This window comes from Acidovorax sp. LjRoot204 (assembly GCF_056175785.1).
In genome coordinates this window covers 1-25,093 of the sequence record NZ_JBGFFF010000019.1, presented here as the reverse complement: position 1 = coordinate 25,093, position 25,093 = coordinate 1, and the positions used below count along the sequence as shown (strand labels likewise).

Here is a 25,093-nt window from a genome sequence, read left to right as displayed (position 1 = left end):
TCAAATTCTTTTCGTTTCGGTTTTCCGTGCGAAAAAAACCACGTGTCACACAGGAGAAACACAAATGGAATGCACAGTCAGTTGGACCGGCGGGGCGGGAACCCGTTCTGGCATGGGTTTTGTGGCCGAAACCGGCAGCGGCCATGTTTTGACCATGGATGGCGCCCCCGATGCCGCCAACCCCGCCAACGGCGGCCAGAACCTGGCGCCCCGGCCCATGGAGACCGTGCTGGCGGGCACGGGCGGGTGCACCGCCTATGACGTGGTGCTGATCCTCAAGCGCGGCCGCCATGACGTGCGCGGCTGCAGCGTCAAGTTGACGACGGAACGTGCGCAGACCGACCCGAAGGTGTTCACCAAGATCCACATGCACTTCACCGTCACGGGCAAGGGCATACCCCCAGCCGCCGTGGAGCGCGCGATTGCCATGAGCCACGACAAGTACTGCTCGGCCAGCATCATGCTGGGCAAGACAGCCGAAATCACCACCGGCTTCGAAGTGCTGGAGGTCTGAGGGGGCGCGTGTAGTGGTCTGGACTGCCAAGCTGAGCGGGTTGCGGCGCGTATGTTTTGGTGCGCCTGCTGCCTGCGTGAGCCAGCTTGGGGTTCAAAGATAGTGCGCCGTGGTGGTCATGACCTTGGCGGCGCCTTTCATGGCAAGGCGCACCGGGGCGGGCAATTCCAGCGCACCGGCGGCGCGGGCCTGGTCTGCGTGCCGCTCCTCGTCCTGCTTCATCCGGGCGACCACGGCCCTTGACGCCTGGTCTTGCTCGGGAAGCCTGTCGAGGTGGCTTTGCAGATGCGCGGCCACCTGGGTTTCCGTCTCCACCACAAAACCCAGGTTCGCCCGGTCGCTGACCTTGGCAGCCACCAGCCCGAGCGCAAAAGCCCCTGCGAACCACAGAGGGTTGAGCAGGCTGGGGCGTGCGCCCAGTGCGTCCAGGCGCTGTTGTGTCCATGCCAAATGGTCGGTCTCTTCGCGCGCCGCTGCCTGCAGGTGGTCCCGCAGGGCGGGGTCACGGGTGACGGCCGCCTGCGCACTGTAGAGTGCCTGGGCGCACACTTCCCCCACATGGTTCACGCGCATCAGGGCTCCCGCCAACTTTTTCTGCGCAGGATCCAGCGACGCCTCGGGCACACCGTGTGCCGGTGTCTGTTCGGAAGCTCGGGGTTGGGCAAACAGTGTGCGCAGCGCGTTGTCTGCGGCAGTCAAAAAAGCGTCCATGGAAAGCTCTCGAATGGCAATGGCGTCGAAACACAAATTGCACTTGGATACAAAAAACCGCAAGGCAAGGCACAGGAGTTGCATGCAGCAATTGTGATTTTGCCCGTGCGCACTGAAATGTTGCAACACTGCAACGAATTTCCCCTTTCGGGGCGATTGTGGGTGAATTCCTTTGCGAAACCCGGCCGGGTCTGGTGCAATAAGAGCAACTTCCCCACCAGGAGGTTGGCCCGGGAAACCGGCGGGACTGTGCAGGTGCTTTCACCATAGACCCCCCGTACCGGAGCCCGATGTTTAACCTTGGAGTAACTCGCAATGAAAAAATCCCTGATTGCCCTGGCTGTGCTGGCTGCTTCCGGCGCTGCAATGGCTCAATCTTCCGTGACCCTGTTCGGCGTGGTTGACGCAACCTACGCTTACGGTTCCGGCAGCGTCTCTAACAAGTCGCAACTGACGAACTCCGGCTACAACAGCAGCCGTCTGGGTTTCCGCGGCGTTGAAGACCTGGGTGGCGGCATGTCCGCTTCGTTCTGGCTCGAAGCTGGTCTGAACAACGACAACGGCACCGGCGGCGTTACCAACACCAACAACCAAGCAGCTACCAGCACTGGCGGCGGCCTGACTTTCAACCGTCGTTCGACGGTTAGCCTGAACGGCGGCTTCGGTGAAGTGCGTCTGGGCCGTGACTACACCCCCCAATTCTGGAACCTGACCGTGTTTGATCCGTTCGGCACGAACGGCGTGGGCACCACCCAAACCCTGAACTCCAGCCTGGGCGGCCCTACCACCATCCGCGCTTCGAACTCCATCGGCTACTTCCTGCCTGGCAACCTGGGTGGTTTCTACGGCCAAGCCCAGTACTACATGGGTGAGAACAACAGCAACGCTGCCAACAAGAAGGACGGCAACGGCCTGGCACTGCGCGCTGGTTACGCTAACGGCCCCATCAACGCCGCTATCGCTTTCTCCGAAACCAAGTTCCTGACGGGCAACATCAAGGCTGTGAACCTGGGCGGTCAATACGACCTGGGCATGGCTAAGATCATGGCTCACTACAACCAAGACAAGATCAGCGGCGGCAACGACGGCAAGGGCTTCCTGATCGGTGGTCTGATCCCCGTGGGCGCTGGCGAAGTTCGTCTGGCTTACTCCACCTACAAGATCGACACCGTTGGTGCTGATCCCCGTACGAACAAGCTGGCTCTGGGCTACGTGCACAACCTGTCCAAGCGCACGGCTCTGTACGCAACGTACGCTCACCTGACCAACAAGAACGGCGCTGCACAAGCTCTGAACGGCGCTGTGACTGGTGTGAACAGCAACTCCAACGGTTACGACTTCGGTATCCGTCACAGCTTCTAATATCGTCAGCTGGCTTTGGCCAGTTGTTGATACAAAAGCCTAAAAGCCGCCTTCGGGCGGCTTTTTCATTTCTCGAACTGTTTGCGTGAGTCTGTGCGTCGCTTGCGACTGCCTGTGTATCGACTTGGGTGATCCAAATCGGTCTCGTGGCTCACGTGCTGAACCATGACTGCTCATGCGGGCCGATGAGATTCGTGGTGTGGCTGATTGCCGCGCGCCGAGCGCTCCCGTCGAGACGGATAGAAGACCAAGTGGCTGGTAAGGCTCGACTACAGTGCTTCTGACTCGGTTTGCTGATGGGCGAAGCGATATCGCGACCTCGAGCGGTGGTAGGGGCCCACGGGGATAAGGGCAAAAAAGTTTTAGCTGGCACCAACCTTGCATGACGAAAGCGTTGCCAGCGCAGTTATAGGCCCTTCATAGCATCGGGGATTCAGGGATTTCCCGTTGGCTATAGAGCAACCTTTACTGCATAGTAAAACTTTTAATCAAGAGGGTTCCATGAAACTCAACCACAGTCTTTTGTCGGTGGCTGCTGCCGCTGCGCTGCTGTTTGCGCCATCATTGCAGGCCAAGCCCTTCAAATGGGCCAGTCAGGGGGAAATCGCGACCTGGGACATTCACTCCCAAAATAATGCGCTGCAAAACGGCCTTCATGCCAATGTGTATGAAAGCCTGGTGTACTACAACAGCAAGACGTTCGATGTGGAACCCGTGCTGGCGACGGCCTGGAAGGAGATCAGCCCCACGCAGGTGCGCTTCACGCTGCGTCAGGGCGTGAAGTTCCATGATGGTTCGCCGCTGACCACCGACGATGCGGTGTACTCCATCCAGCGGGCCATGGCCAAAACGTCCAACTTCACCCCATACGTACAGGGCATCAGCAAAGTGGTGAAGGTGGATGCGCAGAACTTTGACGTCATTCTGTCCTCGCCCAATCCGGTTCTGCTGCGTCAGATGACCGAGTTGCGCATCATGAGCAAGGCCTGGGCGGAAAAGAACAAGTCGGTTGAGCCCAAAGATATCAAGGGCACCGACGAAAATTTTGCCCACCGCAACGCCATGGGCACAGGCCCTTACACCCYGGAATCGTGGCAGCCTGATGTGAAGATGGTGTTCAAGCGCAACCCCAACTGGTGGGGCAAGATGGACGGCAACGTGACCGAGATCGTCTACACGCCCATCAAGTCTGCAGCCACGCGCATTGCCGCACTGCTGTCGGGTGAAGTGGATCTGGTGCTCGACCCGTCACCCCAGGATCTGGGTCGCTTGCGCGCCAGCCCTGACTTGAAGGTGATTGATGGTGTGGAGAACCGCACGATCTTCCTGGGCATGGACCAGTTCCGCGAAGAGCTCCCGGGCTCGAACATCAAGGGCAAGAACCCGCTCAAGGATGTGCGGGTGCGCAAGGCGCTCTACCAGGCGATTGATGCAGAAACCATCTCGCGCAACATCATGCGCGGCCTGGGCAAGCCCACCGGCACCATCGTTGCGCCGCAAGTGGCTGGCTACACAGAGGTTGTTGGCAAGCGTTTCCCATACAGCGTTGATGCATCCAAGAAGCTGCTGGCCGAGGCGGGTTACCCCGATGGCTTTGAAGTGGATTTCGCCTGCCCTAACAACCGCTACATCAACGACGAAGCCATCTGCCAGGCTGTGACGGCCATGTGGGCGCGCGTGGGGGTGAAGGCCAAGTTGCGCACGCTGCCGTTGGTCAACTACTTCCCGATGATCCAGCGCTACGAAGCCAGCATCTACATGTTGGGCTGGGGCGTGCCGACATTCGACGCGCTGTACAGCCTGCAATCGCTGGTGCGCACCGTGGGCCAAGGTGGTGATGGCAACTACAACGTGGGTCGCTACAGCAACCAGCGCATGGACTATCTGGTGGACCGCATCAAGGCCGAGACCGATGCGCCCGTTCGCGCTCGTATGCTGACCGAAGCGCTGCAACTGTCCAACGACACCGTGTCCCACATTCCTCTGCATGACCAGGTGATCCCATGGGCCATGAAGAAGAACATCGAACTGGTGCACCGTGCTGATAACCGCGTGGACATGCGCACGGTCAAGGTGAACTGATTTATTCTTGACGCACTGAAAGCAAGGGCCGTGCGGCCCTTGCTTTCTTTGGTATATCTGACGATGTATTGACCCGCAGTGCCCCAGTCACCAAAAGTGGCGGCGGCACTTCCATCGAACACTCACTCGACTCTCTGATGCTTGCCTTTATTTTGCGCCGCCTGATACAGGCTGTGATTGTCATGGTCACGGTGGCCTTCATCTCCTTCATGCTGTTCCAGTACGTGGGAGACCCCGTGGTGTTCCTGCTGGGCCAGGACGCCACCCCCGAGCAGATCCGCGAGTTGCGCAGCGCCCTCGGCTTGGACAAATCCTTCTTYGTGCAGTTCTGGCACTTTCTGGTSAATGCRGCSCAGGGTGAGTTYGGMCTGAGCCTGCGCCAGGGSGCSAAGGTSTCGCGCCTSATYGSCGAGCGCTTYCCGGCCACKCTCGAGYTSGCGCTGGTKGCGGCCCTCCTCGCGCTGGTCATCGGTGTGCCGATGGGCGTGTATGCCGCCCTCAAGCGCGGCACCTTCACCAGCCAGSTGTTCATGACMSTGTCSCTGCTSGGMGTGTCCCTGCCCACCTTCCTGATCGGCATCTTGTTGATTTTGGTGTTTGCCGTACACCTGGGCTGGTTCCCCAGCTTTGGTCGGGGTGAGGTCGTGCAGCTGGGCTGGTGGAGCACCGGCTTGCTCAAGGCCAAGGGCTGGCACCACATCACCCTGCCTGCGATCACGCTGGCCATCTTCCAGCTCACGCTGATCATGCGGCTGGTGCGSGCCGARATGTTGGAGGTGCTGCGCACCGACTACATCAAGTTCGCCCGGGCTCGTGGCCTGTCCAATCGGGCCATCCATTTTGGCCACGCCCTCAAGAACACTCTCGTGCCCGTGCTGACCATCACAGGTCTGCAACTGGGTGGCCTGATCGCCTTTGCCATCATCACGGAGACGGTGTTCCAGTGGCCAGGCATGGGCCTGCTGTTCATCCAGGCTGTGACCTTCGCTGACATTCCCGTGATGGCCGCTTACCTGTGTCTGATTGCGTTGATCTTTGTGGTGATCAATCTGGTGGTGGACCTGCTGTATTTCGCGGTCGATCCTCGACTGCGCGTTGGCAAGGCAGGAGGCCACTGATGCAAGGCCCCCGTTTGAAAGCTGGTGGCCGCGCCTTCGCTCACATCGCGCAGTACCACCCTGAGTTGACGGCACTGCGGCGTGACCTGCATGCCCATCCGGAGCTGGGTTTCGAAGAAATCTACACAAGCAAACGCGTCAAGGAAGCGCTGAAGCTCTGCGGTGTGGATGAGATCCACGAAGGCATCGGGCGCACGGGTGTGGTGGGCGTCATTCGTGGGCGCAGCAGCGCCAGCGGTAGCATGGTGGGCTTGCGCGCCGACATGGATGCCCTGCCGCTGACCGAGCACAACGACTTCGCCTGGAAGTCCTGCAAGCAGGGCCTCATGCACGGCTGCGGCCATGACGGCCACACTGCCATGCTGATTGGCGCTGCGCGCTATCTGGCCGAAACCCGCAACTTCGATGGCACCGCCGTGCTGGTGTTCCAGCCGGGCGAAGAAGGCTTTGCCGGCGCCCGCGTGATGATGGAAGACGGGTTGTTTGACCGCTTCCCCGTGCAGTCCATCTTTGCCATGCACAACTGGCCCGCAATGAAGCCCGGCACCGTCGGCATCAACGCCGGTCCGATGATGGCAGCCGCCGACCGTTTCACGGTCGAGATCACTGGGCGTGGCGGCCACGGCGCGCACGCCTATCAGACGGTGGACGTTGTGCTGGTCGCGGCCCACATCATCACCGCAGCGCAGAGCATCGTGTCGCGCAATGTGAGGCCCATCGACAGTGCGGTGGTCAGCCTGTGCGCGATGCAGGCAGGCGACCTGGGTGCCTTCAGCGTGCTGCCCGGCACGGCCACGCTGGTGGGCACCGTGCGCACCTTCGACCCGCTGGTGCAGGAGATGGTGGAAAAGCGCCTCAAGGAGTTGTGCAGCGCCATTGCGCTCGGCTTCGGTGCCACGGCCACGGTGCACTACGAACGCATCTACCCCGCCACCATCAACAGCGAAAGCGAAGCAATCTTTGCGGGCGATGTGGCCGAGTCGCTGCTGGGGGCCGACCACGTGGTGCGCGACCTGGAGCCCAGCATGGGCGCTGAAGACTTCTCTTTCATGCTGCAGAACAAGCCGGGGGCCTATCTGCGCATTGGCCAGGGCACAGGATCGAGCGGCAGCGCCTTGCACAACAGTCGGTATGACTTTAACGATGACATCCTGCCGCTGGGCGCTGCGCTGCACGCCAGCCTGATCGAGCAGGCCATGCCGCTGCCCGCGCTCTGATCAGGCGCGGGCATCTGACTTCTCCACGCACACACCGCTCACCCACCGGAAGTCTTCGTACCCTTCCATCCCACCCTTTCACTACCAGGAGATTTCCATGAAATTCCAGAAAAAAGTCGCTGTGACCGCTCTCTTCGCTGCGCTGGCTGCGACGAGTTTGGTAGCTCAGGCACAGACCGTTCGCATCGCCAACCAGGGCGATGCCCTGTCGATGGACCCGCACTCACTCAACGAGTCGCTGCAGTTGAGCGTGACCAGCAACGTTTACGAACCTCTGGTGGGCCGCAACAAGGACCTGAGCCTTGCGCCCGCATTGGCTACCAGCTGGAAGCAGATTGCCCCCACCGTGTGGCGCTTCGAACTGCGCAAGGGTGTGCAATTCCACGACGGCACGCCGTTCACGGCCGACGATGTGGTGTTCAGCTTCGCCCGCATGAAGGGCGATGGCTCTGACATGAAGGCCACCAACAGCGACATCAAGCAGGTGCGCAAGATCGATGACCACACGGTCGAGATCGACACCATGGCTCCCCAGCCCATCCTGCCAGACGTGATCACCACGTCCTACATCATGAGCAAGAAGTGGTGCGAGACCAATCAGGCCACAACCCCGGTAGACCGCCGCAAGGGCATCGAGAACGCGGCGTCGTTCCGCGCCAATGGCACCGGCCCCTTCCGCCTGCGTGAGCGCCAGCCCAACGTGCGCACGGTGTTCGTGCGCAATGGCGCCTACTGGGACAAGATCGAAGGCAACGCCACCGAAGTTGTGTTCACGCCCATCGGCAACGATGCCACGCGCGTGGCGGCCCTGCTGTCGGGCGAAGTGGACGTGATGGAGCCTGTGCCCGTGCAGGACATCGAGCGTATCAACGGCAGCGCCAATGCCCGCGCCATCACTGGCCCYGAGCTGCGCACCATCTTCCTGGGCATGGACCAGAAGCGCGACGAGCTGCTGTACTCCAACGTCAAGGGCAAGAACCCCTTCAAGGACAAGCGCGTGCGCCAGGCCTTCTACCAGGCCATCGACATCGMMGGCATCMAGMRSACKGTGATGCGCGGCGCCTCSMRCCCCWCCGCGCTGATGGTSGGCCCCGGCATCAACGGCTTCCAGCCGGATGTCAAGCGCCTGCCCTATGACGTCGAAGCCGCCAAGAAGCTGATGGTTGAAGCCGGTTACCCCAACGGTTTTGAAGTCACCATGAACTGTCCCAACGACCGCTATGTGAATGACGGTCGCATCTGCCAGACGGTGGCTGCCAACCTGTCGCGCATCAACGTCAAGATCAACCTCGCGGCCGAGACCAAGGGCACSTACTTCCCSAAGGTGCTGCGCCGYGACACSAGCTTCTACATGCTGGGCTGGACMCCCACCACSTACGACTCGCACAACGCCCTSAAKGCGCTGATGRYCTGCCCCGACGACAAGACCGGMGCSGGCCAGTTCAACCTGGGTGCGTATTGCAACCCCAAGCTGGACGAACTGACCAAGAAGATCCTGGTCGAGACCGACAAGCCCAAGCGYGAYGCSATGATCAAGGAAGCCTTCGAYSTGCACACCGCCGACRTSGGSCACYTGCCRCTGCACCAGCAGRCGCTGGCCTGGGGTGTGAGCAAGAAGGTCAAGCTGGTGCAAATGGCCGACAACTACATGCCTTTCAAGTGGATCACCGTGAGCAAGTAATCCTGCTTGTTCCCGCCTGATCGATACGACGACTACAACAACGACAACGCCATCGGCTGATTCAAGCCCGCAACAACACCTGCAGCTACCCGTTGCGCGTGTTGTTGCCTGTTGATTGGTTTCCCACAATGAAAACTACCCTTGCCCGCTGGTTCGACAGCGACGTTGGCTACAGCTTCCGCACATCGCCGGTCGCCATGCTGGCCGCCGCCATTGCGCTGATTTGCCTGTTCTGTTCGGTGTTCGCCGGATGGGTGGCGCCCCACAACCCGTTCGACCTCACCACGCTGGAGCTGAGCGACGCGCGGCTGCCCCCGGCGTGGAGCGAAATGGGCTCTATGAAATACCCCCTGGGCACCGATGACCAGGGCCGTGACATCCTGTCCGCGCTGATCTACGGTGCGCGCATCTCCCTCGTGGTCGGCATTGCCTCGGTGCTGCTCTCCGTGGTGGTGGGTGTGGCCTTCGGCCTGCTGGCCGGTTTCCGGGGCGGCTGGGTGGATGCTGTGCTCATGCGCCTGTGCGATGTGATGCTCTCCTTTCCTGCCATCCTGGTCGCGCTGCTGATTGCCGGCGTGGGTCGTGCGCTGTTTCCCAATGCGCACGAGTCGCTGGCGTTCGGGGTGCTGATCCTCTCCATCTCSCTSACCGGCTGGGTGCARTAYGCSCGCACGGTGCGCGGCTCCACRCTGGTGGAGCGCAACAAGGAATACGTGCAGGCSGCSCGTGTGACGGGSGTSSCRCCGCTGCGCATCATGCGCAAGCATGTGCTGCCCAACGTGATGGGGCCSGTGCTGGTGCTGGCCACCATCCAGGTGGCCACGGCCATCATCACCGAAGCCACGCTGTCCTTCCTGGGTGTGGGCGCTCCGCCCACTTCGCCCTCGCTGGGCACGCTGATCCGCATCGGCAACGACTACTTGTTCTCGGGCGAATGGTGGATCACCGTGTTTCCTGGCGCCATGCTGGTGCTGATTGCGCTGTCGGTCAACCTGCTGGGTGACTGGCTGCGCGATGCCCTGAACCCGCGCCTGCGTTGAGCCACAACAAGAACAAGAAAAGCGATATCTCCATGAGCCTTCTCGAAGTCAAAAACCTCGTTGTCGAATTCCCGGGCCGCCGCGGTACCCTGCGCGCCCTGGACGACATTTCCTTCTCCATTGCTCCCGGCGAGATCCTGGGCGTGGTGGGGGAGTCCGGCGCCGGCAAGTCACTCACTGGCGCGGCCATCATCGGCCTGCTGGAGCCGCCGGGCCGTGTGGCCTCGGGCCAGATCCTGCTGGAGGGCCAGCGCATCGACAACCTCAGCAATGAGGAAATGCGGCATATCCGTGGTCGCCGCATTGGCGCGATCTTTCAGGACCCTCTGACCTCGCTGAACCCGCTGTATACGGTGGGCCGACAGCTCACTGAAACCATCCTGGCGCACCTGCCGGTCAACGCCGCCGAGGCCCGCCAGCGCGCCATCCAGTTGCTCAAAGACACCGGCATCCCGGCAGCTGAAGAGCGCATTGACCACTATCCGCACCAGTTTTCCGGCGGAATGCGCCAGCGCGTGGTGATCGCCCTGGCCCTGGCTGCCGAGCCCAAACTCATCGTGGCCGACGAGCCCACCACGGCGCTGGATGTGTCCATCCAGGCGCAGATCATCACGCTGCTCAAGAACATCTGCAAATCACGCGGTGCGGCCGTGATGCTGATCACCCACGACATGGGCGTGATTGCCGAAACCTGTGATCGCGTGGCCGTGCTGTACGCCGGCCGCGTGGCCGAGATCGGTCCGGTGCACGATGTGATCAATCAGCCATCGCACCCTTACACCAGCGGCCTCATGGCCTCCATCCCCGACATGACGATGGACCGTGAACGTTTGAACCAGATCGAYGGCGCSATGCCGCGSCTSAAYGCCATTCCCSRKGGCTGCGCCTACAACCCCCGCTGCCCCAAGACCTTTGACCGCTGCATGACCGACCGCCCCGACCTGATGGATGCAGGCGCTACACGCGCTGCTTGCTGGCTGCACGCTGGTGCCGCGACCCAAGCCGAGGTGACCGCATGAGTGCCACCGCAACGAAAAGCAAGGCCCTGGTCCAGGCGCATGACCTGGCCAAGACCTTTGACGTCTCCGCTCCCTGGCTTAACCGTGTGATCGAACGCAAGCCCCGCACCCTGTTGCATGCGGTGGATGGCGTGAGCTTCGAGATCGAGAAGGGCAAGACGCTGGCCCTGGTGGGCGAGTCCGGCTGCGGCAAGAGCACCGTGGCCCGCCTGCTGGTGGGGTTGTACGAGCCCACCCGCGGCGGCCTCACCTTCGACAACCAGGACGCGCACGCCGCTTTCAAGGGCAACGATGCCAAGGCCATGCGCCGCCGCATTCAGATGATCTTCCAGGACCCGTACGCCAGCCTGAATCCGCGCTGGCTGGTGGAGGACATCATCGGAGAGCCACTGAAAGAACACGGCCTCATCACCGACAAGGAACAGCTCAAGACCCGCGTGGGCGAGTTGCTCAAGTCCGTGGGGCTGTCGCCGCTGGACATGGTCAAGTACCCGCACCAGTTCTCGGGCGGGCAGCGCCAGCGCATCTCGATTGCACGCGCCCTGGCCACCGAACCCGAGTTCCTGGTCTGCGACGAGCCCACCAGCGCGCTTGATGTGTCGGTGCAGGCCCAGGTCCTCAACATCATGAAGGACCTGCAGCGCGAACGGCAGCTCACCTACCTGTTCATCAGCCACAACCTGGCCGTGGTGCGCCACGTGAGCGACCAGGTCGGCGTGATGTACCTGGGCCGACTGGTGGAGTTGGCCGACAAACACACGCTGTTCGACACACCGCGTCACCCCTACACGCGCATGTTGCTCGATGCCATCCCCAAGATGCACGACACCGGCAAGGCGCGCACACCGGTACAGGGCGAGGTACCCAACCCGCTGAACCCGCCGCCCGGTTGTGCGTTCAACCCCCGCTGCCCGCATGTGAACGACCGCTGCCGCACCGAGCGCCCCCAGCTCCTGAGCATTGGCGGCATTCGCATTGCGTGCCATGCGGTGGAGGAAGGGCGGATCTGATGCCAGCCGCCACGCGGGTGTGCTGACGCGCGGCGGAGGGACTCATCCGGCATTGCTACTGTCGCAGTAGTGATTGCTATCAATAAAATAGCTGCTAGCGCAATGAATACCTGCGCTTGCGGCTATTTTTGCTTGTAAACGCGCAGAAGATGCTCATCCTGGCTCCGCAGTCACTCCTTGGCCGGCTGCGGGCAGGGCACGCCCCAGCAGGTAGTCAATGCAGGTGCGCACCGCCCGGGTCTGGTGGCGGTTCGGCATGTAGAGCATGAACATCTGGGTGCCAAAAATGCTCAGCCGCCAGTCGTTGAGCGTGGTCAGCACTTCGCCGCTGGTCACGGCGTCCTGCACCACGTAATCCGGTACCAGCCCTACGCCCAGCCCTGCCAGGATGCCCTGGCGCAGAAACGGAAAGTGCTCCGAAATGAGGGTGGGCTCCAGCATGGCCTCCTGGCGCTGGTCACCCCGGTACCCGCGCAGGCGCAGCTGCTTGCCTACCACCCCTGCGGTGATCACCGGCGCGGCCTGCAGAGCTTCGAAGTCCTGGGGCAGCCCATGCGTCTCGGCGTACTCGCGCGATGCGCAGGCGATGTAACGCACGCTGCCCAGGTCGCGCGCCACCAGCGTGGGCGGGGGCTCGGGCATCACGCGGATGGCGATGTCCACCTCATCACGGATCAGGTCATCCACCCGGTTTTCAAAGCGCACATCCAGCACGATGCCGGGGTACWGCCGCTTGAAGTCGATCAGCCAGTCSGMCATCACMAKCTGSCCGTAGCCRCTGGGCACGCTCAGGCSCACGCGGCCCTGCAGGCCYTGGCCCAGCGTGGCAATCGTCTCGCGCGCGGCCAGCATTTCGTTCTGAATGGCGCGGCCATGGGCGTACAGGCGCAGGCCCACCTCGGTGGGCTCCACCCGGCGTGTGGTACGGCGCACCAGCTGCACACCCACCGATTTTTCTAACTGGTGCAGGTGGTAGCTCACGTTGGCTCGCGTCATCTTCAGGTTGCGCGCGGCCTGGCTCAGGTTGCCAGCATCAAGGATGTCGACCAGCACGGTGAGGGAGGTGAGTTCCATAGGCGGGATAGGTGGGGCGGCATCTGAACGCTCGCTTGCCGCAGTTTGTCAAAAGAAGTTTGACAGTCTGTCAATGGKCTATGYAATTGTCAAGATTACTTCGCGCATCAACAATCCCCCGGTCATCAACAGGCACAGCCATTGACCAGGAGACTTCCCCGTATGCACGCCGCCGCTGCCGCATCTTCCGTTGTTACCACCGCGCTGCATGGCGATGTTCTGGTCGTCACCATCGACAACCCGCCCGTCAATGCCCTGGGAGCCGCCGTGCGCCAGGGCCTGTTGGCGGCCATGCAGCAGGCGCAGGCCGACGCCGCCGTGGTCGCCGTGTTGCTGGTGGGCGCGGGCAAGGCCTTCATTGCCGGGGCGGACATCCGCGAATTCGGCAAGCCACCGGTAGCACCCATCCTGCCTGAGGTCTGCCGCGCCATCGAAAACCTGAACAAGCCCGTGGTGGCCGTGCTGCACGGCGCAGCCCTGGGCGGCGGGCTGGAGGTGGCTTTGTCGGCCCACTACCGGCTGGCCTTGCCTGCCGCCACGCTGGGCCTGCCCGAGGTGAACCTGGGCCTGCTGCCCGGCTCGGGYGGCACCCAGCGCGCCCCGCGCCTGATGGGCGTGCAGGCCGCCACAACCCTCATGCTCAGCGGCCAGCCCCTCAAGGCGCAGGCCGCGCTGCAAGCCGGCCTGGTTGACAAGCTGGTGGAAGGCACCGACCCGCTGGCCGCAGGCTTGGCCTACGTGCGCGAACTGCTGGCTGCCAACGCCCCCGTGCGCCGCACGCGTGACCTGGCCATTGCCGAGCCGCAGGCTGCGCTGGCTTGGCTGGAAGAGCAAAAGGCTGAGACGGCCAAGAAGTCGCGCGGCCTGTTCTCGCCCCTCAAGATCATCGAATGCGTGCAGGCTGCACTGCAGTTGCCGTTTGAAGAAGGCATGGCCCGCGAACGTGCGCTGTTCATGGAATGCATCGACAGCCCGCAACGCGCCGGGCTCATCCACGCCTTTTTTGCCGAGCGTGAAGTGGTCAAAGTGCCCGAGGCTCAGGCCGCGCAGCCACGCCCCGTGGCCAGCATTGCCGTCATCGGTGGCGGCACCATGGGTGCGGGCATTGCCGTGGCCGCGCTGGATGCGGGCCTGCCCGTGACCATGATCGAGCGCGATGCCGAATCCATCGCCCGCGGCCGCGCCAATGTCGAAAAGGTCTACAACGCCCTGGTGGCCAAGGGCCGCATGACCGATGCCGCCCAGGCCGCCGTGATGGCGCGCTACACCGGCAGCACCAGCTATGCCGACATCGCCCAGGTGGACCTGGTGATCGAGGCCGTGTTTGAAGACATCGAAGTCAAGAAGACCGTGTTCCGCGAGCTGGACCGCGTGTGCAAGCCCGGTGCCGTGCTGGCCACCAACACGTCCTACCTCGACATCGACGCCATTGCAGCTGCCACCGGCCGCCCGCAGGATGTGATCGGCCTGCACTTCTTCAGCCCCGCCAACATCATGAAGCTGCTGGAGATCGTGGTGCCCGCCAAGGTGGCGCCCGACGTGGTGGCCACGGCGTTCGAGCTGGCTCGCAAGCTGAAAAAGGTGCCTGTGCGCGCGGGCGTGTGCGACGGCTTTATCGGCAACCGCATCCTGGCCGTGTACAAGCAGGCCGCTGACTACCTGCTGGGAGACGGTGCCAGCCCCTACGAGATCGACGCTGCCGTGCGCGGCTTTGGTTTTGCCATGGGCCCGTTCCAGGTGACAGACCTGGCCGGTGGCGACATTGGCTGGGCCACGCGCAAGCGCCGCGCTGCCACGCGCGACCCCAAGGCCCGGTACGTGGAGATTGCCGACCGCATCTGCGAACGCGGCTGGTTTGGTCAGAAGACCGGGCGCGGGTTCTACCTGTACCCCGACGGTGCCCGCACGGGCCAGCCCGACCCGGAAGTGCTGGCCATAGTGGATGCCGAGCGCGCCAAGAAAGGCGTCACGCCCCGCAGCTTCAGCGCCGACGAGATCATGCGTCGCTACATGGCCGCCATGGTCAACGAAGGCGCCAAAGTGGTGGCCGAAGGCATTGCCCTGCGCCCGCTGGATGTGGACGTGACCTTTGTCGCGGGCTACGGCTTTCCGCGCCACCGTGGCGGCCCGATGAAGTGGGCCGACATGACGGGGCTGGACAAGGTGCTGGCCGATATCCGCGAGTTCGCCCAGGAAGACCCGCTGTTCTGGCAGCCCGCGCCGCTGCTGGAAAAGCTGGTAGCCGAGGGGCGCAATTTCGACAGCCTGAACAAGGCTGCATAGCGCAGAGACTGCCTGACCTGCATTGCACGCGAAGCGTTTTCCATCAGTCCCACCGTATTCGAGTCATATTGGCCTCTAGCGCTTTATGAATAAGCGCAAAAAGCTATTAAATCAGGAGCAAATCATGCGTGAAGCCGTCATCGTTTCCACCGCCCGCACCCCATTGACCAAGTCGCACCGGGGCGAATTCAATGCCACACCCGGCCCGCAGCTGGCGGCCTTTTCCGTCAAGGCAGCGGTCGAGCGCTCGGGCATCGACCCCGAGCTGATCGAAGACCTGGTGATGGGCTGCGGCTACCCCGAGGGCATCACCGGCAAGAACATTGGCCGCCAGACCGCGCTGCGCGCGGGCCTGCCCCTTTCGGTGGCGGGCATGGTGGCCAGCCGGTTTTGTGCATCGGGTCTGCAGTCGGTGGCGATTGCCGCAGGCCGCATCGTGGCCGAAGGCGTGCCCGCCATGGTGGCGGGTGGGGTGGAGAGCATCTCGGCCATCCGTGCAGGCAACCCGGCAGACATCGACCCCTGGCTGCAAGAGCACAAGCCCGMSCTCTACATGGCCATGATCGACACCGCCGACATCGTGGCCCACCGCTATGGCATCAGCCGCGAAGACCAGGATGCGTTCTCGCTGCTAAGCCAGCAACGCACCGCCGCCGCACAGCAGGCCGGCGTGTTCGCTGACGAGATCGTGCCCTGCACCACGCGCATGATGGAAAAGAACAAGGAGACCGGTGAGGTCACCTACCGCGAAGTGACCGCCACGCACGACAACTGCAATCGCGCCAGCACCACGCTGGAAGGCCTGGCCAAGCTGGAGCCGGTGAAAGGTCCGGGCCAGTTCATCACCGCAGGCAACGCCTCGCAACTGTCCGACGGCTCCAGCGCCTGCGTGCTCATGGAAGCGAAAGAAGCCGAGCGCCGTGGCCTGCAGCCCTTGGGCGCGTTCCGTGGCTTTGCGGTGGCGGGTTGCGAGCCCGACGAAATGGGCATTGGCCCCGTGTTTGCCGTGCCCAAGCTGCTGGCGCGCCACGGCCTCACGGTGCAGGACATTGACCTGTGGGAGATGAACGAAGCCTTCGCCTCGCAGGCCCTGTACTGCCAGCGCCGCCTGGGCATTCCGTCCGAGCGGCTGAACGTGAACGGCGGGGCGATTGCCATTGGCCACCCCTTTGGCATGACCGGTGCACGTCTGGTGGGCCACCTGCTGCTCGAAGGCCGCCGCCGCAAGGCCAAGTACGGCGTGGTGACGATGTGCATCGCCGGTGGCATGGGCGCTGCAGGCCTGTTCGAGATTTATTGAAACACCCCCTGAGCGGCTGGCGCCGCTTCCCCCTCTCCTGCGGGAGGGGGACGACGCCCTCGCTGCGGGGCGGCCCTTGCTCGGCGTCCCCCGCCTGGGGCGCGCCAGTGCAAAGGCCGTATACAGGCGCACAGCGCCATGGATGACTGAGGAAAACCGTCAATGGACCTGAATTTCACCCCCGAAGAAGAAGCCTTCCGCGCCGAGGTGCAGGCTTTCTTGAAAGCCAAGCTGCCCGAGCGCATCGCCACCAAGGTCAAGGCCGGGCAGCGCCTGACCAAGGCGGACCAGGACGAGTGGCACGCCATCCTGAACGAGCGCGGCTGGCTGGCCAACCACTGGCCCGAAGCCTATGGCGGCCCCGGCTGGGGGGCCGTCGAGAAGTTCATTTTCGACACCGAATGCGCCCTGGCCGGTGGCCCGCGCATCGTGCCCTTTGGCGTGAACATGCTGGGCCCGGTGCTCATCAAGTTTGGCAACGAGGCACAGAAAAAATACTGGCTGCCGCGCATCCTGAGCGGTGAGGACTGGTGGTGCCAGGGCTACTCCGAACCTGGCGCGGGCTCGGACCTGGCCTCGGTCAAGACCACGGCGGTGCGCCAGGGCGACCACTACATCGTSAACGGCCAGAAGACCTGGACCACSCWGGGYCAGCACRCCAACATGATCTTCTGCCTGGTGCGCACCRACCGCGARGCSAAGRMGCAGKMRGGCATCAGCTTYYTSCTGRTSGACATGAMCTCGCCCGGCGTGGARSTGCGCCCSATCMKCACGCTCGAYGGCGASMAKGAAGTSAACGAGGTGTTCTTCWCCGATGTGAAGGTGCCCGTGGAAAACCTGGTGGGCGAGGAGAACAAGGGCTGGACCTACGCCAAGTACCTGCTGACCTATGAGCGCACGGGCATTGCAGGCGTGGGCTTTTGCATTGCCGCGCTGGCCAAGCTCCAGGTGATTGCCGCCAAGGTCATCAAAAACGGCAAGCCGCTGGATCAGGACCCACTGTTTGCCGCCCGCATGGCCCAGGTCGAGATTGACCTGGAGAACATGAAGACCACCAACCTGCGCGTGATYGCCGCCGTGGCCGGTGGCGGCGTGCCAGGGGCTGAAAGCTCCATGCTCAAGATTCGCGGCACCGAGATCCGGCAGGAGATCCTCTCGCTCATCCGCCGTGCGGTGGGCCCGTACGCGCTGCCTTTCATCGAAGAAGCGCAGTACGAAGGCTATGCCGATGAACCCGTGGGGCCGAAGGAGGCAGCGACGGCAGCTGCGAATTACTTCAACWACCGCAAGCTGTCGATCTTYGGCGGCTCSAAYGAAATCCAGAAGAACATCATTTCAAAAATGATTTTGGGCCTGTGAGGTTGCCGCGATGAACTTTGAACATACCGAAGACCGCCGCATGCTGGCGGACACCCTGAACCGTTTTGTGGCCGAGCAGTACGGGATCGAGACGCGCAACCACATCGCCTACGGCGACAGCGGCATGGACGCGGCGCTGTGGAGCCGCTTTGCCGAGCTGGGCGCGATTGGCGCACTCTTCCCCGAAGCCGATGGCGGCTTCGGCGGCGCAGGCTTTGATGTGGCCGTGGTGTTTGAAGCCCTGGGCAGCGGCCTGGTGGTGGAGCCCTTCGTCGGCGCGCTGGTGGTGGGCCGGGCGCTGGGCCTGGCGGGCAGCGCTGCGCAAAAGGAACACATCGCCCGCATCATCGACGGCAGCACCGTGGTGACCCTGGCGCACGAGGAAGCCGGCGCGCACTACGCCCTGAACCGCGTGACCACCCGCGCCGTGCGCAATGGCGACGGCTGGTTGCTCACCGGCCACAAGGCCGTGGTGCTGCATGGCGACCAGGCTCAACTGCTACTGGTCAGTGCCCGCACAGCGGGCGCTGTGGACGATGAAGACGGCATCTCGCTGTTCCTGGTGCCCGCCGATGCTGCAGGCCTGAGCCGCCGTGGCATGGGCCGCATCGATGGTGGCCGTGTGGCCGAAGTCACGCTGCAAAACGTGCGGGTGGGCGCAGGGGCCTTGCTGGGCGCAGAAGGGCAGGGCTTTGCCACGCTGGAGCACGCGGTGGGCTGGGGCATTCTGGCCGTGTGTGCCGAGGCGCTGGGCGCCATGGATGTGGCCAAGAAGCACACGCTGGAATACCTGCAAACGCGCAAGCAGTTTGGCGTACCCATCGGCAGCTTTCAGGCTCTGCAGCACCGCATGGCCGACCTGCTGCTGGAAGTGGAGCAGGCACGCTCGGCCGTCATCAATGCGGCAGCAGCCATGGAAAGCACCGACCGCACCGAGCGCGAGCGCGCGCTCTCGGCCGCCAAGGTCACCATGGGCCGCATYGGCGCGCTGGTGGCCGAGGAAAGCATCCAGCTGCACGGYGGCATYGGCATGACSTGGGAGCTGCCGCTGYCGCACTACGCCAAGCGSCTCGTSATGGTGGACCACCAGTTTGGCGATGAAGACCACCAYCTGSMGCGCTTTATCGCGCTGGGCCGGAGCTGAAGCCATGGAGCAGCCACTGCCTCTGCTGCAACGCCGTGAGGGCGCGGTGCTCGTGCTCTCCAACAACAACCCTGCCGCGCGCAATGCGCTGTCGCCCGCGTTCTATGCAGCGCTGACCGAGGCACTGGCACAGGCCGAGGCTGACCCTACCGTCGGCGCCATCGTGCTCACGGGCGAGGATGGGCACTTCTGCGCGGGCGGTGACCTGCGCCAGCTGGCCAAGCGCCGTGAGCTGCCCATCGAAGAGCGCCGCGCCAAGCTCGAAGGCCTGCACGACCTGATCCGCACCGTGCGCGATTGCCGCAAGCCGGTGATTGCAGCGGTGGAGGGCGCTGCCGCTGGTGCGGGCCTGTCGCTGGCGCTGGCCTGCGACATGCTGGTGGCTGCGCGTAACGCCGTGTTTTCGGTCGCGTATGTGAAGGTGGGTCTCACGCCCGACGGCGGCGCCACTGCCTTCCTGGCCGAGTTCGTGTCGCGCCAGGTGCTGACCGAGCTGTGCCTCACCGGCGAACGCATCTCTGGCGAGCGACTGCATGCACTCGGCCCGGTCAACCGACTGGCCGAACCGGGTGAGGCGCTGACGCAGGCATTGGCATTGGCCGCGCAGGTGGCCACCGGGCCGGACCTGGCCATGGGCCGCATCAAGGCGCTGTGCCGCAGTGCCTACGTCCAGCCACTGGACGATCAGCTGGAGTTGGAAGCACAGCTCATGGTGCAGTCGCAAGCCACCGAAGAATCCCGCGAAGGCGTTGGTGCGTTTCTGGAAAAACGCCCGGCCGATTTCGCCCGCCTGCGCCAGGTCAATGCCGCTGGCGCGGGTACACAAGACACTACGCAATGACCTCCACCACCCCCACCCCCCCATTGCCCGAGGGCATGGACTTCCCGCTCGAAGGCGTGCGCGTGCTCGACCTCTCGCGTGTGTTTGCGGGCCCGCTGTGCGGCCAGGTACTGGCCGACTTTGGTGCCGACGTCATCAAGGTGGAACACCCCGGCCGGGGTGACGACACCCGCGACTGGGGCATGCGCATCGGCAAGACCGAGACCACCTACTACAACAGCATGAACCGCAACAAGCGGTCCATCACGGTGGATTTGCAGACGCCCGAAGGCGTGAAGATCATCCGCGACCTGCTGCCGCAGTGCGACGTGGTAGTCCAGAACTTCAAGACCGGCGGCGCCGAGAAGCTGGGCCTGGGCTACGAGCAGCTCAAGGCCATCAAGCCCGACCTCATCTACTGTTCGGTGGCGGGCTACGACAGCTCCGGCCCCGAGGCCAAGCGCCCCGGTTATGACCTGGTGATCCAGGGCGAGGCGGGTCTGATGGCCATCAACGGTGAGGCCAACCAGCCCCCGCTGAAGTTCGGCGTGGCCGCGGTGGACATGATGACCGGCATGTATGCGGCGCAGGCCGTGCTGGCCGCGCTGTTCCGGCGGGAGCGCACGGGCAAGGGCCGCCACATCGAGATGGCGCTGTACGACTGCGGTCTGATGATCACCGGCTACTACGGCCTGGACGCCATGCTGCTGGGCCACGACCCGCAGCGCTACGGCAACGCCCACCCGTCCATCGTGCCCTACGGCATGTTCGAGGCACAGGACGGTCCGCTCATCATCGCCGTGGGCAACAACAGCCAGTTCGACAAGTTCTGCCGTCAGGTGGTGATGCGCCCGGACATCGTGGAAGACCCCCGTTTTGCCACCAATGTCGAGCGTGCCCGCAATCGACTGACCCTGCTGCCCGAGATGAAGGCGTTGATTGCCAGCTTCCCGCGTGATGTGCTGCTCGAACGCCTGACCGCTGCTGGCATCCCTTGCGGCAGGGTGGCTGGCTTGCACGAAGCGCTGACCAGCGAGCGTACGCGGCGTGGCGGCCTCCTGCAGGAAATGCCCCACCCCGTGGCGGGCACCACGCATGTGTTCGCGCCGCCTTATCGGCTGGACGGCCAGCGCCTGCCCATCCGCAACGCACCGCCCACCCTGGGCGACGCCACGCGCGATGTGCTGCAGCAGCTGCTGCAACTGCCAGAGGCCGAGCTTCAGGCCCTGCGCGACAAGGGTGTGCTCACACTTCCCCCGCTTTAATAGCTATAAAAATAATAGCGGAAAGCGCTTGCGGAACAAGCGCTATCGACCTTTTCCTATTGCCATCCGGAGACAAACATGAACTTCTTCCGTATTCTCCGCCGCAGGGTCCTGCAGGGCCTGGCCGCCCTCATCAGCACCGGCCTGCTGGGCTCGGCCCTGGCGCAGGCGGGTAAGGACGCCTGGCCTGCCAAGCCTATCAAGCTGATCGTGCCGTACCAGGCCGGTGGCGCCACCGACATCACCGCCCGCGCGCTGGGCGAGAAGCTCTCGGCCCGCCTGGGCCAGCCTGTTCTGGTGGACAACCGCGGCGGAGCCGGCGGCGTGACCGGCACCGACCAGGCGCTCAAGTCGCCGGCCGACGGCTACACCCTGCTGGTGTCCCTGGGCACCACCATGCTCATCAACCAGTTTCTGTACGACCGCCTGCCGTACCAGCCGCAAAAGGACCAGGCCCTCATCACCCAGATCGCGCTGGCGCCGGTGGTGCTGCTGGTCAACCCGCAGCTGCCGGTCAACAACGCAGCGGAGCTGATGGCCTACATCGACCGCAACAAGGGCAAGATCGCCTATGGCTCATGGGGCATGGGTTCGTACGCCCACCTGGCTGGGGCGTGGCTGTCCGACAAGCACAAGGCCGACATGAACCATGTGGCCTACAAGGGCGAGGCCCCAATGCTGCAGGACCTCGTGGGCGGGCAGTTCCAGATGGCGTTTGCCAGCCTGCAGTCGGCCCGGCCCTACATCGAATCGGGCCGCCTCAAGCCACTGGCCGTGACCGGCGCGCAGCGCATGGACGCGCTGCCCAAAGTGGCCACGATGGCTGAGCAGGGTATCAAGGACGAGGTCTTCCAGGTGACGGGCTGGGTGGGCATGAGCGCACCCGCGAAGACGCCGCCCGAAGTCGTAGCGCGGCTTGGCGTTGAGCTGCAGGCCGTGATCGCGATGCCCGAAGTGCGCGACCGCATCCAGCAGATGGGTTTCATCCCCGTGGGCAGCAGTCCCGAGCAGTTCAGCGCCCAGTTCAAGAAGGACGCACCGGTGTGGGAGCGCGTGGTGAAAGTGTCTGGCGCAAAGCTCGATTAACACCCCCCTGAGCCGCAGCGCGGCTTCCCCCCGCTCTCGCATGGCTGCGCCATGCGGGCAGGGGGACGCAGCCAGCGCGGCGGGGCGGCCCTTGCGCGGCTGCCCGCGCCTGGGCCGCGCCGGTTACGTCGGGCGTGGGTCAGCACAAAAGCTGAAAGTAAAAACGGATATCTGATGACGAAACAATCTCTTTTCCCCGCCGCCTTTTCGCGTCGCGCGGTGCTGTCCGCAGCTGCCGCTGTGTCGGCCATCGGCCTGCTGGGCACGGCCCCAGCGCACGCCCAGGCCTGGCCTAACAAGATGATCAAGCTCGTGGTGCCCTTCCCGGCTGGTGGCCCCACCGACACGGCCTCGCGTATCGTCGGCCAGAAGCTGGCCGAGCGGCTGAAGCAGCCCGTGGTGGTGGAGAACCGCGCGGGCGCTTCGGGCTCGATTGCCGCGCAGCAGATCGCCAAGACCCCTGGCGACGGCTACACGCTCATGATGCTGGCCACGCCCACGCTGTTGGCTCCGCACCTGTACAAAAAGGCGGGCTACGACACCACCAAGGATTTCGTGTCCGTGGCTACCGTGTACGACCTGCCCATCGTAGTGGTGGTCAACCCGGCGCAGATGCCTACCGTGACCGATCTGCAAAAGCTCATCACCCACGCCAAGGCGCGGCCAGGTCAGCTCAACTACACCTCCTCGGGCGTGGGCAGCTTTGGCCACCTGAGCATGGAGCTGCTCAAGCAGCTGGGTCAATTCGAGATGGAGCATGTGCCCTACAAGGGCGGTGTGCCCGCCATCACCGACACGCTGGGCGGCCAGGTGCCCATGATGTATGCAGACCTCGTGGCAGCGCTGCCCCATATCCAGACGGGCAAGCTGCGCGCCATTGCGGTGGGCTTGCCGCAGCGCGTGGGCGTAATCCCCAACGTGCCCACCATTGCCGAGCAGGGCTTCAAGGGCTTTGATGCCGTGTCGTGGGGCGGCCTGATGGCCCCGCTCGGTACGCCCAAGGATGTGGTTGATCGCATCAGCACCGAAGTCAAAGCCATCCTGGCCGACAAGGAGGTGCAGGACAAGCTGCTCAACGCCGGTGCCATCGCCAACCACCAGGGCCCGGACCAGATGGCCAAGCGCGTGCGTGGCGATTACGCCAAGTGGGGCCAGGTGATCCGCGACAAGGGCATCGTCTTCGAGTAAGTTGGGCCATGACCAACGCAACTGCCTCTGCCCCTTTTCCCCCGTTCCGCAGGGTCTCCGATCTGCTGCGTGACAACGCGCGGCAGCGCCCGCAGGCCAAGGCCTTGGCCGATGACGACTCCGCGTTGAACTGGGCCGCACTCGATGCCCTGGTGGACCGCGTGGCCGCATCGTTGCAGCAGGCGGGCCTGCAGTCGGGCGATGTGGTGGCCGTATGCGCCGCGTCGTCGGTGCGTTATGCCTCTGTGTACCTGGGCGCCCTGCGTGCGGGTGTGGTGGTGGCACCGCTGGCGCCATCCGTCACGCCCGAGGCCATGGCGTCCATGCTGGGCGATGCCCAGGCGCGCCTGCTGTTTGCCGATGCGCAGGGCAGGGCGGCGGTGCCGCCTGCGGTGATGAAAGGCGCCGTTGCGCTGCCCCTGGTGGCGCTGGACGATACCGGCGCGGGCACGCCGTGGATTGAGTGGCTCGCTCCCGAAGGCGCCGCACCGCAGCCGGTGGATGTGGGCCCCGAGCACCCGTTCAACATCATTTATTCCTCCGGCACCACTGGCAACCCCAAGGGCATCGTGCAATCGCACGGCATGCGCTGGGCGCATCTGGTGCGCGGCCTGGCGCAGGGCTACGGGCCGGACAGTGTCACGCTGCTGGCCACGCCGCTGTATTCCAACACCACGCTGGTGTCGTTCTTCCCCGGCCTGTGCTGGGGCGGCAGCGTGCGGCTGATGGCAAAGTTCGATGCACTGCGCTACCTGCAGACCGCGCAGCAGATTCGCGCCACGCACTCCATGCTGGTGCCGGTGCAGTACCAGCGCATCCTGGCGCTGCCGCAGTTTGGTGAATTCGACCTGTCGTGCTTTCGCGCCAAGTTCTGCACCAGCGCGCCGTTCCGTGCCGAGCTGAAGGCCGACATCCTGGCGCGCTGGCCGGGCGCGCTGTACGAGTTCTACGGCATGACCGAAGGCGGCGGCACCTGCATCCTGGCGGCGCACGACCATCCCGACAAGCTGCACACTGTGGGCCAGCCCGCATCCACCAGCGACATCCGCCTGATCGACGAAGAGGGCCATGAGCTGCCGCCCGGCGCCACCGGCGAGGTGGTGGGCCACTCGCCCGGCATGATGACCGGCTACCACCGGCAGCCCGACAAGACGCGCGAGGCCGAGTGGTTTGACGCCACCGGCAAGCGCTTCATTCGCACGGGCGACGTGGGCCGGTTTGACGCGCAGGGATTTCTGACCCTGCTGGACCGCCGCAAGGACATGGTCATCAGCGGCGGCTTCAACATCTACCCCAGCGACCTCGAAGCCGAGTTGCGCAAGCACCCCGCCGTGGAGGACGTGGCCGTGACCGGCGTACCCTCCGAACAATGGGGCGAGACGCCGGTGGCCTTTGTATGCCGCCGGCCGGGTGCCACCGAAGACACCACGCAGATCATGGGTTGGTACAACGCCCGTGCGGGCAAGACGCAGCGGCTGGCTGCGCTGCATTTCATTGATGAGCTGCCGCGCAGCGCCATCGGCAAGGTGCTCAAGCGTGAATTGCGTGACCTGCACCGCGCGCTGTCGCACTGATCGATTTCCTGTTTTTTCAGAAAGACCCAACCATGAAAATCCTCGTTCCCGTCAAGCGCGTGGTGGACTACAACGTGAAGGTCCGCGTGAAGTCGGACAACACGGGTGTAGACATCGCCAACGTGAAGATGAGCATGAACCCCTTTGACGAAATCGCCGTTGAAGAGGCCGTGCGCCTGAAAGAAAAAGGCCTGGTGACCGAAGTCATCGCAGTCTCCTGCGGCGTGGCCCAGTGCCAGGAAACCC

21 protein-coding genes are annotated in these 25,093 nt (G+C 63.9%); 19 read left to right on the top strand and 2 right to left on the bottom strand.

Going from position 1 to position 25,093, the window contains the following annotated elements; translation table 11 throughout:
• Positions 1–64 precede the first annotated feature (64 nt).
• Positions 65–514 carry an OsmC family protein gene (locus AC04MI_RS06105; protein WP_056745242.1) on the top strand — a complete coding sequence of 150 codons (450 nt, stop codon included), beginning with the start codon at positions 65–67 and terminating at the stop codon, positions 512–514.
• A 93-nt stretch (positions 515–607) separates the two neighbouring features.
• Here AC04MI_RS06105 and coq7 read toward each other — a convergent pair whose 3' ends face one another.
• Complete coding sequence (gene coq7, locus AC04MI_RS06100; RefSeq protein WP_056646690.1) at positions 608–1,225, bottom strand: 2-polyprenyl-3-methyl-6-methoxy-1,4-benzoquinone monooxygenase; 618 nt, start codon at positions 1,223–1,225, stop codon at positions 608–610.
• Between the two features lie 315 nt (positions 1,226–1,540).
• Between coq7 and AC04MI_RS06095 the strand changes: the two genes are divergently transcribed.
• The 8 genes from AC04MI_RS06095 to AC04MI_RS06060 all read left to right on the top strand — a co-directional run bounded on the left by AC04MI_RS06095 (position 1,541) and on the right by AC04MI_RS06060 (position 11,754).
• Positions 1,541–2,587 carry a porin gene (locus AC04MI_RS06095; protein WP_110961364.1) on the top strand — a complete coding sequence of 349 codons (1,047 nt, stop codon included), beginning with the start codon at positions 1,541–1,543 and terminating at the stop codon, positions 2,585–2,587.
• A gap of 501 nt (positions 2,588–3,088) precedes the next feature.
• Positions 3,089–4,669 (top strand): ABC transporter substrate-binding protein, encoded by a 1,581-nt coding sequence (locus AC04MI_RS06090; RefSeq protein WP_476497353.1) that lies wholly within the window; start codon positions 3,089–3,091, stop codon positions 4,667–4,669.
• A 137-nt stretch (positions 4,670–4,806) separates the two neighbouring features.
• Entirely contained in the window at positions 4,807–5,787 is a 981-nt protein-coding gene (locus tag AC04MI_RS06085; RefSeq protein ID WP_476497351.1) for an ABC transporter permease, read from the top strand.
• The gene (locus AC04MI_RS06080) at positions 5,787–7,004 is read left to right on the top strand and encodes a M20 aminoacylase family protein (protein ID WP_015012585.1); all 1,218 of its coding nucleotides are present in this window, start codon (positions 5,787–5,789) and stop codon (positions 7,002–7,004) included. Before AC04MI_RS06085 ends, AC04MI_RS06080 begins: the two co-directional genes overlap by 1 nt.
• Positions 7,005–7,101: 97 nt before the next feature.
• Positions 7,102–8,685, top strand: coding sequence for an ABC transporter substrate-binding protein (locus AC04MI_RS06075; RefSeq protein WP_476497349.1), 1,584 nt, complete (start codon positions 7,102–7,104; stop codon positions 8,683–8,685).
• Between the two features lie 128 nt (positions 8,686–8,813).
• Entirely contained in the window at positions 8,814–9,725 is a 912-nt protein-coding gene (locus AC04MI_RS06070; RefSeq protein ID WP_476497348.1) for an ABC transporter permease, read from the top strand.
• Between the two features lie 32 nt (positions 9,726–9,757).
• Positions 9,758–10,744 (top strand): ABC transporter ATP-binding protein, encoded by a 987-nt coding sequence (locus tag AC04MI_RS06065; RefSeq protein WP_476497347.1) that lies wholly within the window; start codon positions 9,758–9,760, stop codon positions 10,742–10,744.
• On the top strand, positions 10,741–11,754 hold the full coding sequence (locus AC04MI_RS06060; protein WP_056059138.1) for an ABC transporter ATP-binding protein: 1,014 nt from the start codon (positions 10,741–10,743) through the stop codon (positions 11,752–11,754). The genes AC04MI_RS06065 and AC04MI_RS06060 overlap by 4 nt, the downstream gene beginning before the upstream one ends.
• A 153-nt stretch (positions 11,755–11,907) precedes the next feature.
• Here AC04MI_RS06060 and AC04MI_RS06055 read toward each other — a convergent pair whose 3' ends face one another.
• Positions 11,908–12,828, bottom strand: coding sequence for a LysR family transcriptional regulator (locus AC04MI_RS06055; protein ID WP_476497345.1), 921 nt, complete (start codon positions 12,826–12,828; stop codon positions 11,908–11,910).
• A 162-nt stretch (positions 12,829–12,990) separates the two neighbouring features.
• Between AC04MI_RS06055 and AC04MI_RS06050 the strand changes: the two genes are divergently transcribed.
• The 10 genes from AC04MI_RS06050 to AC04MI_RS06005 all read left to right on the top strand — a co-directional run.
• Positions 12,991–15,111: a 3-hydroxyacyl-CoA dehydrogenase NAD-binding domain-containing protein gene (locus AC04MI_RS06050; protein ID WP_056059131.1), complete on the top strand. Its 2,121-nt coding sequence runs from the start codon at positions 12,991–12,993 to the stop codon at positions 15,109–15,111.
• A gap of 124 nt (positions 15,112–15,235) precedes the next feature.
• A complete protein-coding gene (locus AC04MI_RS06045; protein ID WP_476497344.1) occupies positions 15,236–16,411 on the top strand; it encodes an acetyl-CoA C-acyltransferase in 1,176 nt (391 codons plus the stop codon).
• A 162-nt stretch (positions 16,412–16,573) separates the two neighbouring features.
• A complete protein-coding gene (locus tag AC04MI_RS06040; protein WP_476497342.1) occupies positions 16,574–17,770 on the top strand; it encodes an acyl-CoA dehydrogenase family protein in 1,197 nt (398 codons plus the stop codon).
• Positions 17,771–17,780: 10 nt separating this feature from the next.
• Positions 17,781–18,914, top strand: a complete 1,134-nt coding sequence (locus tag AC04MI_RS06035) for an acyl-CoA dehydrogenase family protein (protein ID WP_476497340.1) — start codon at positions 17,781–17,783, stop codon at positions 18,912–18,914.
• Positions 18,915–18,918: 4 nt separating this feature from the next.
• On the top strand, positions 18,919–19,755 hold the full coding sequence (locus tag AC04MI_RS06030; protein WP_056059949.1) for an oxepin-CoA hydrolase, alternative type: 837 nt from the start codon (positions 18,919–18,921) through the stop codon (positions 19,753–19,755).
• On the top strand, positions 19,752–20,999 hold the full coding sequence (locus AC04MI_RS06025; RefSeq protein WP_056059122.1) for a CaiB/BaiF CoA transferase family protein: 1,248 nt from the start codon (positions 19,752–19,754) through the stop codon (positions 20,997–20,999). The genes AC04MI_RS06030 and AC04MI_RS06025 overlap by 4 nt, the downstream gene beginning before the upstream one ends.
• Before the next feature lie 78 nt (positions 21,000–21,077).
• On the top strand, positions 21,078–22,085 hold the full coding sequence (locus AC04MI_RS06020; protein WP_436078443.1) for a Bug family tripartite tricarboxylate transporter substrate binding protein: 1,008 nt from the start codon (positions 21,078–21,080) through the stop codon (positions 22,083–22,085).
• A 174-nt stretch (positions 22,086–22,259) separates the two neighbouring features.
• The gene (locus tag AC04MI_RS06015) at positions 22,260–23,273 is read left to right on the top strand and encodes a Bug family tripartite tricarboxylate transporter substrate binding protein (protein ID WP_476497339.1); all 1,014 of its coding nucleotides are present in this window, start codon (positions 22,260–22,262) and stop codon (positions 23,271–23,273) included.
• An 8-nt stretch (positions 23,274–23,281) separates the two neighbouring features.
• Positions 23,282–24,847, top strand: a complete 1,566-nt coding sequence (locus AC04MI_RS06010) for a class I adenylate-forming enzyme family protein (RefSeq protein ID WP_436078444.1) — start codon at positions 23,282–23,284, stop codon at positions 24,845–24,847.
• Positions 24,848–24,879: 32 nt separating this feature from the next.
• Positions 24,880–25,093 (top strand): electron transfer flavoprotein subunit beta/FixA family protein (locus AC04MI_RS06005; RefSeq protein ID WP_476497338.1); only part of this gene is annotated, 214 nt, incomplete at its 3' end.

Bases quoted from the DNA above. Each gene is read 5' to 3' on its own strand.
- AC04MI_RS06010 (WP_436078444.1), top strand. From the start codon at position 23,282: ATGACCAACGCAACTGCCTCTGCCCCTTTTCCCCCGTTCCGCAGGGTC.
- AC04MI_RS06080 (WP_015012585.1), top strand. From the start codon at position 5,787: ATGCAAGGCCCCCGTTTGAAAGCTGGTGGCCGCGCCTTCGCTCACATC.
- AC04MI_RS06030 (WP_056059949.1), top strand. From the start codon at position 18,919: ATGGAGCAGCCACTGCCTCTGCTGCAACGCCGTGAGGGCGCGGTGCTC.
- AC04MI_RS06060 (WP_056059138.1), top strand. From the start codon at position 10,741: ATGAGTGCCACCGCAACGAAAAGCAAGGCCCTGGTCCAGGCGCATGAC.
- AC04MI_RS06105 (WP_056745242.1), top strand. From the start codon at position 65: ATGGAATGCACAGTCAGTTGGACCGGCGGGGCGGGAACCCGTTCTGGC.
- AC04MI_RS06095 (WP_110961364.1), top strand. From the start codon at position 1,541: ATGAAAAAATCCCTGATTGCCCTGGCTGTGCTGGCTGCTTCCGGCGCT.
- AC04MI_RS06020 (WP_436078443.1), top strand. From the start codon at position 21,078: ATGAACTTCTTCCGTATTCTCCGCCGCAGGGTCCTGCAGGGCCTGGCC.
- AC04MI_RS06025 (WP_056059122.1), top strand. From the start codon at position 19,752: ATGACCTCCACCACCCCCACCCCCCCATTGCCCGAGGGCATGGACTTC.
- AC04MI_RS06015 (WP_476497339.1), top strand. From the start codon at position 22,260: ATGACGAAACAATCTCTTTTCCCCGCCGCCTTTTCGCGTCGCGCGGTG.
- coq7 (WP_056646690.1), bottom strand. From the start codon at position 1,225: ATGGACGCTTTTTTGACTGCCGCAGACAACGCGCTGCGCACACTGTTT.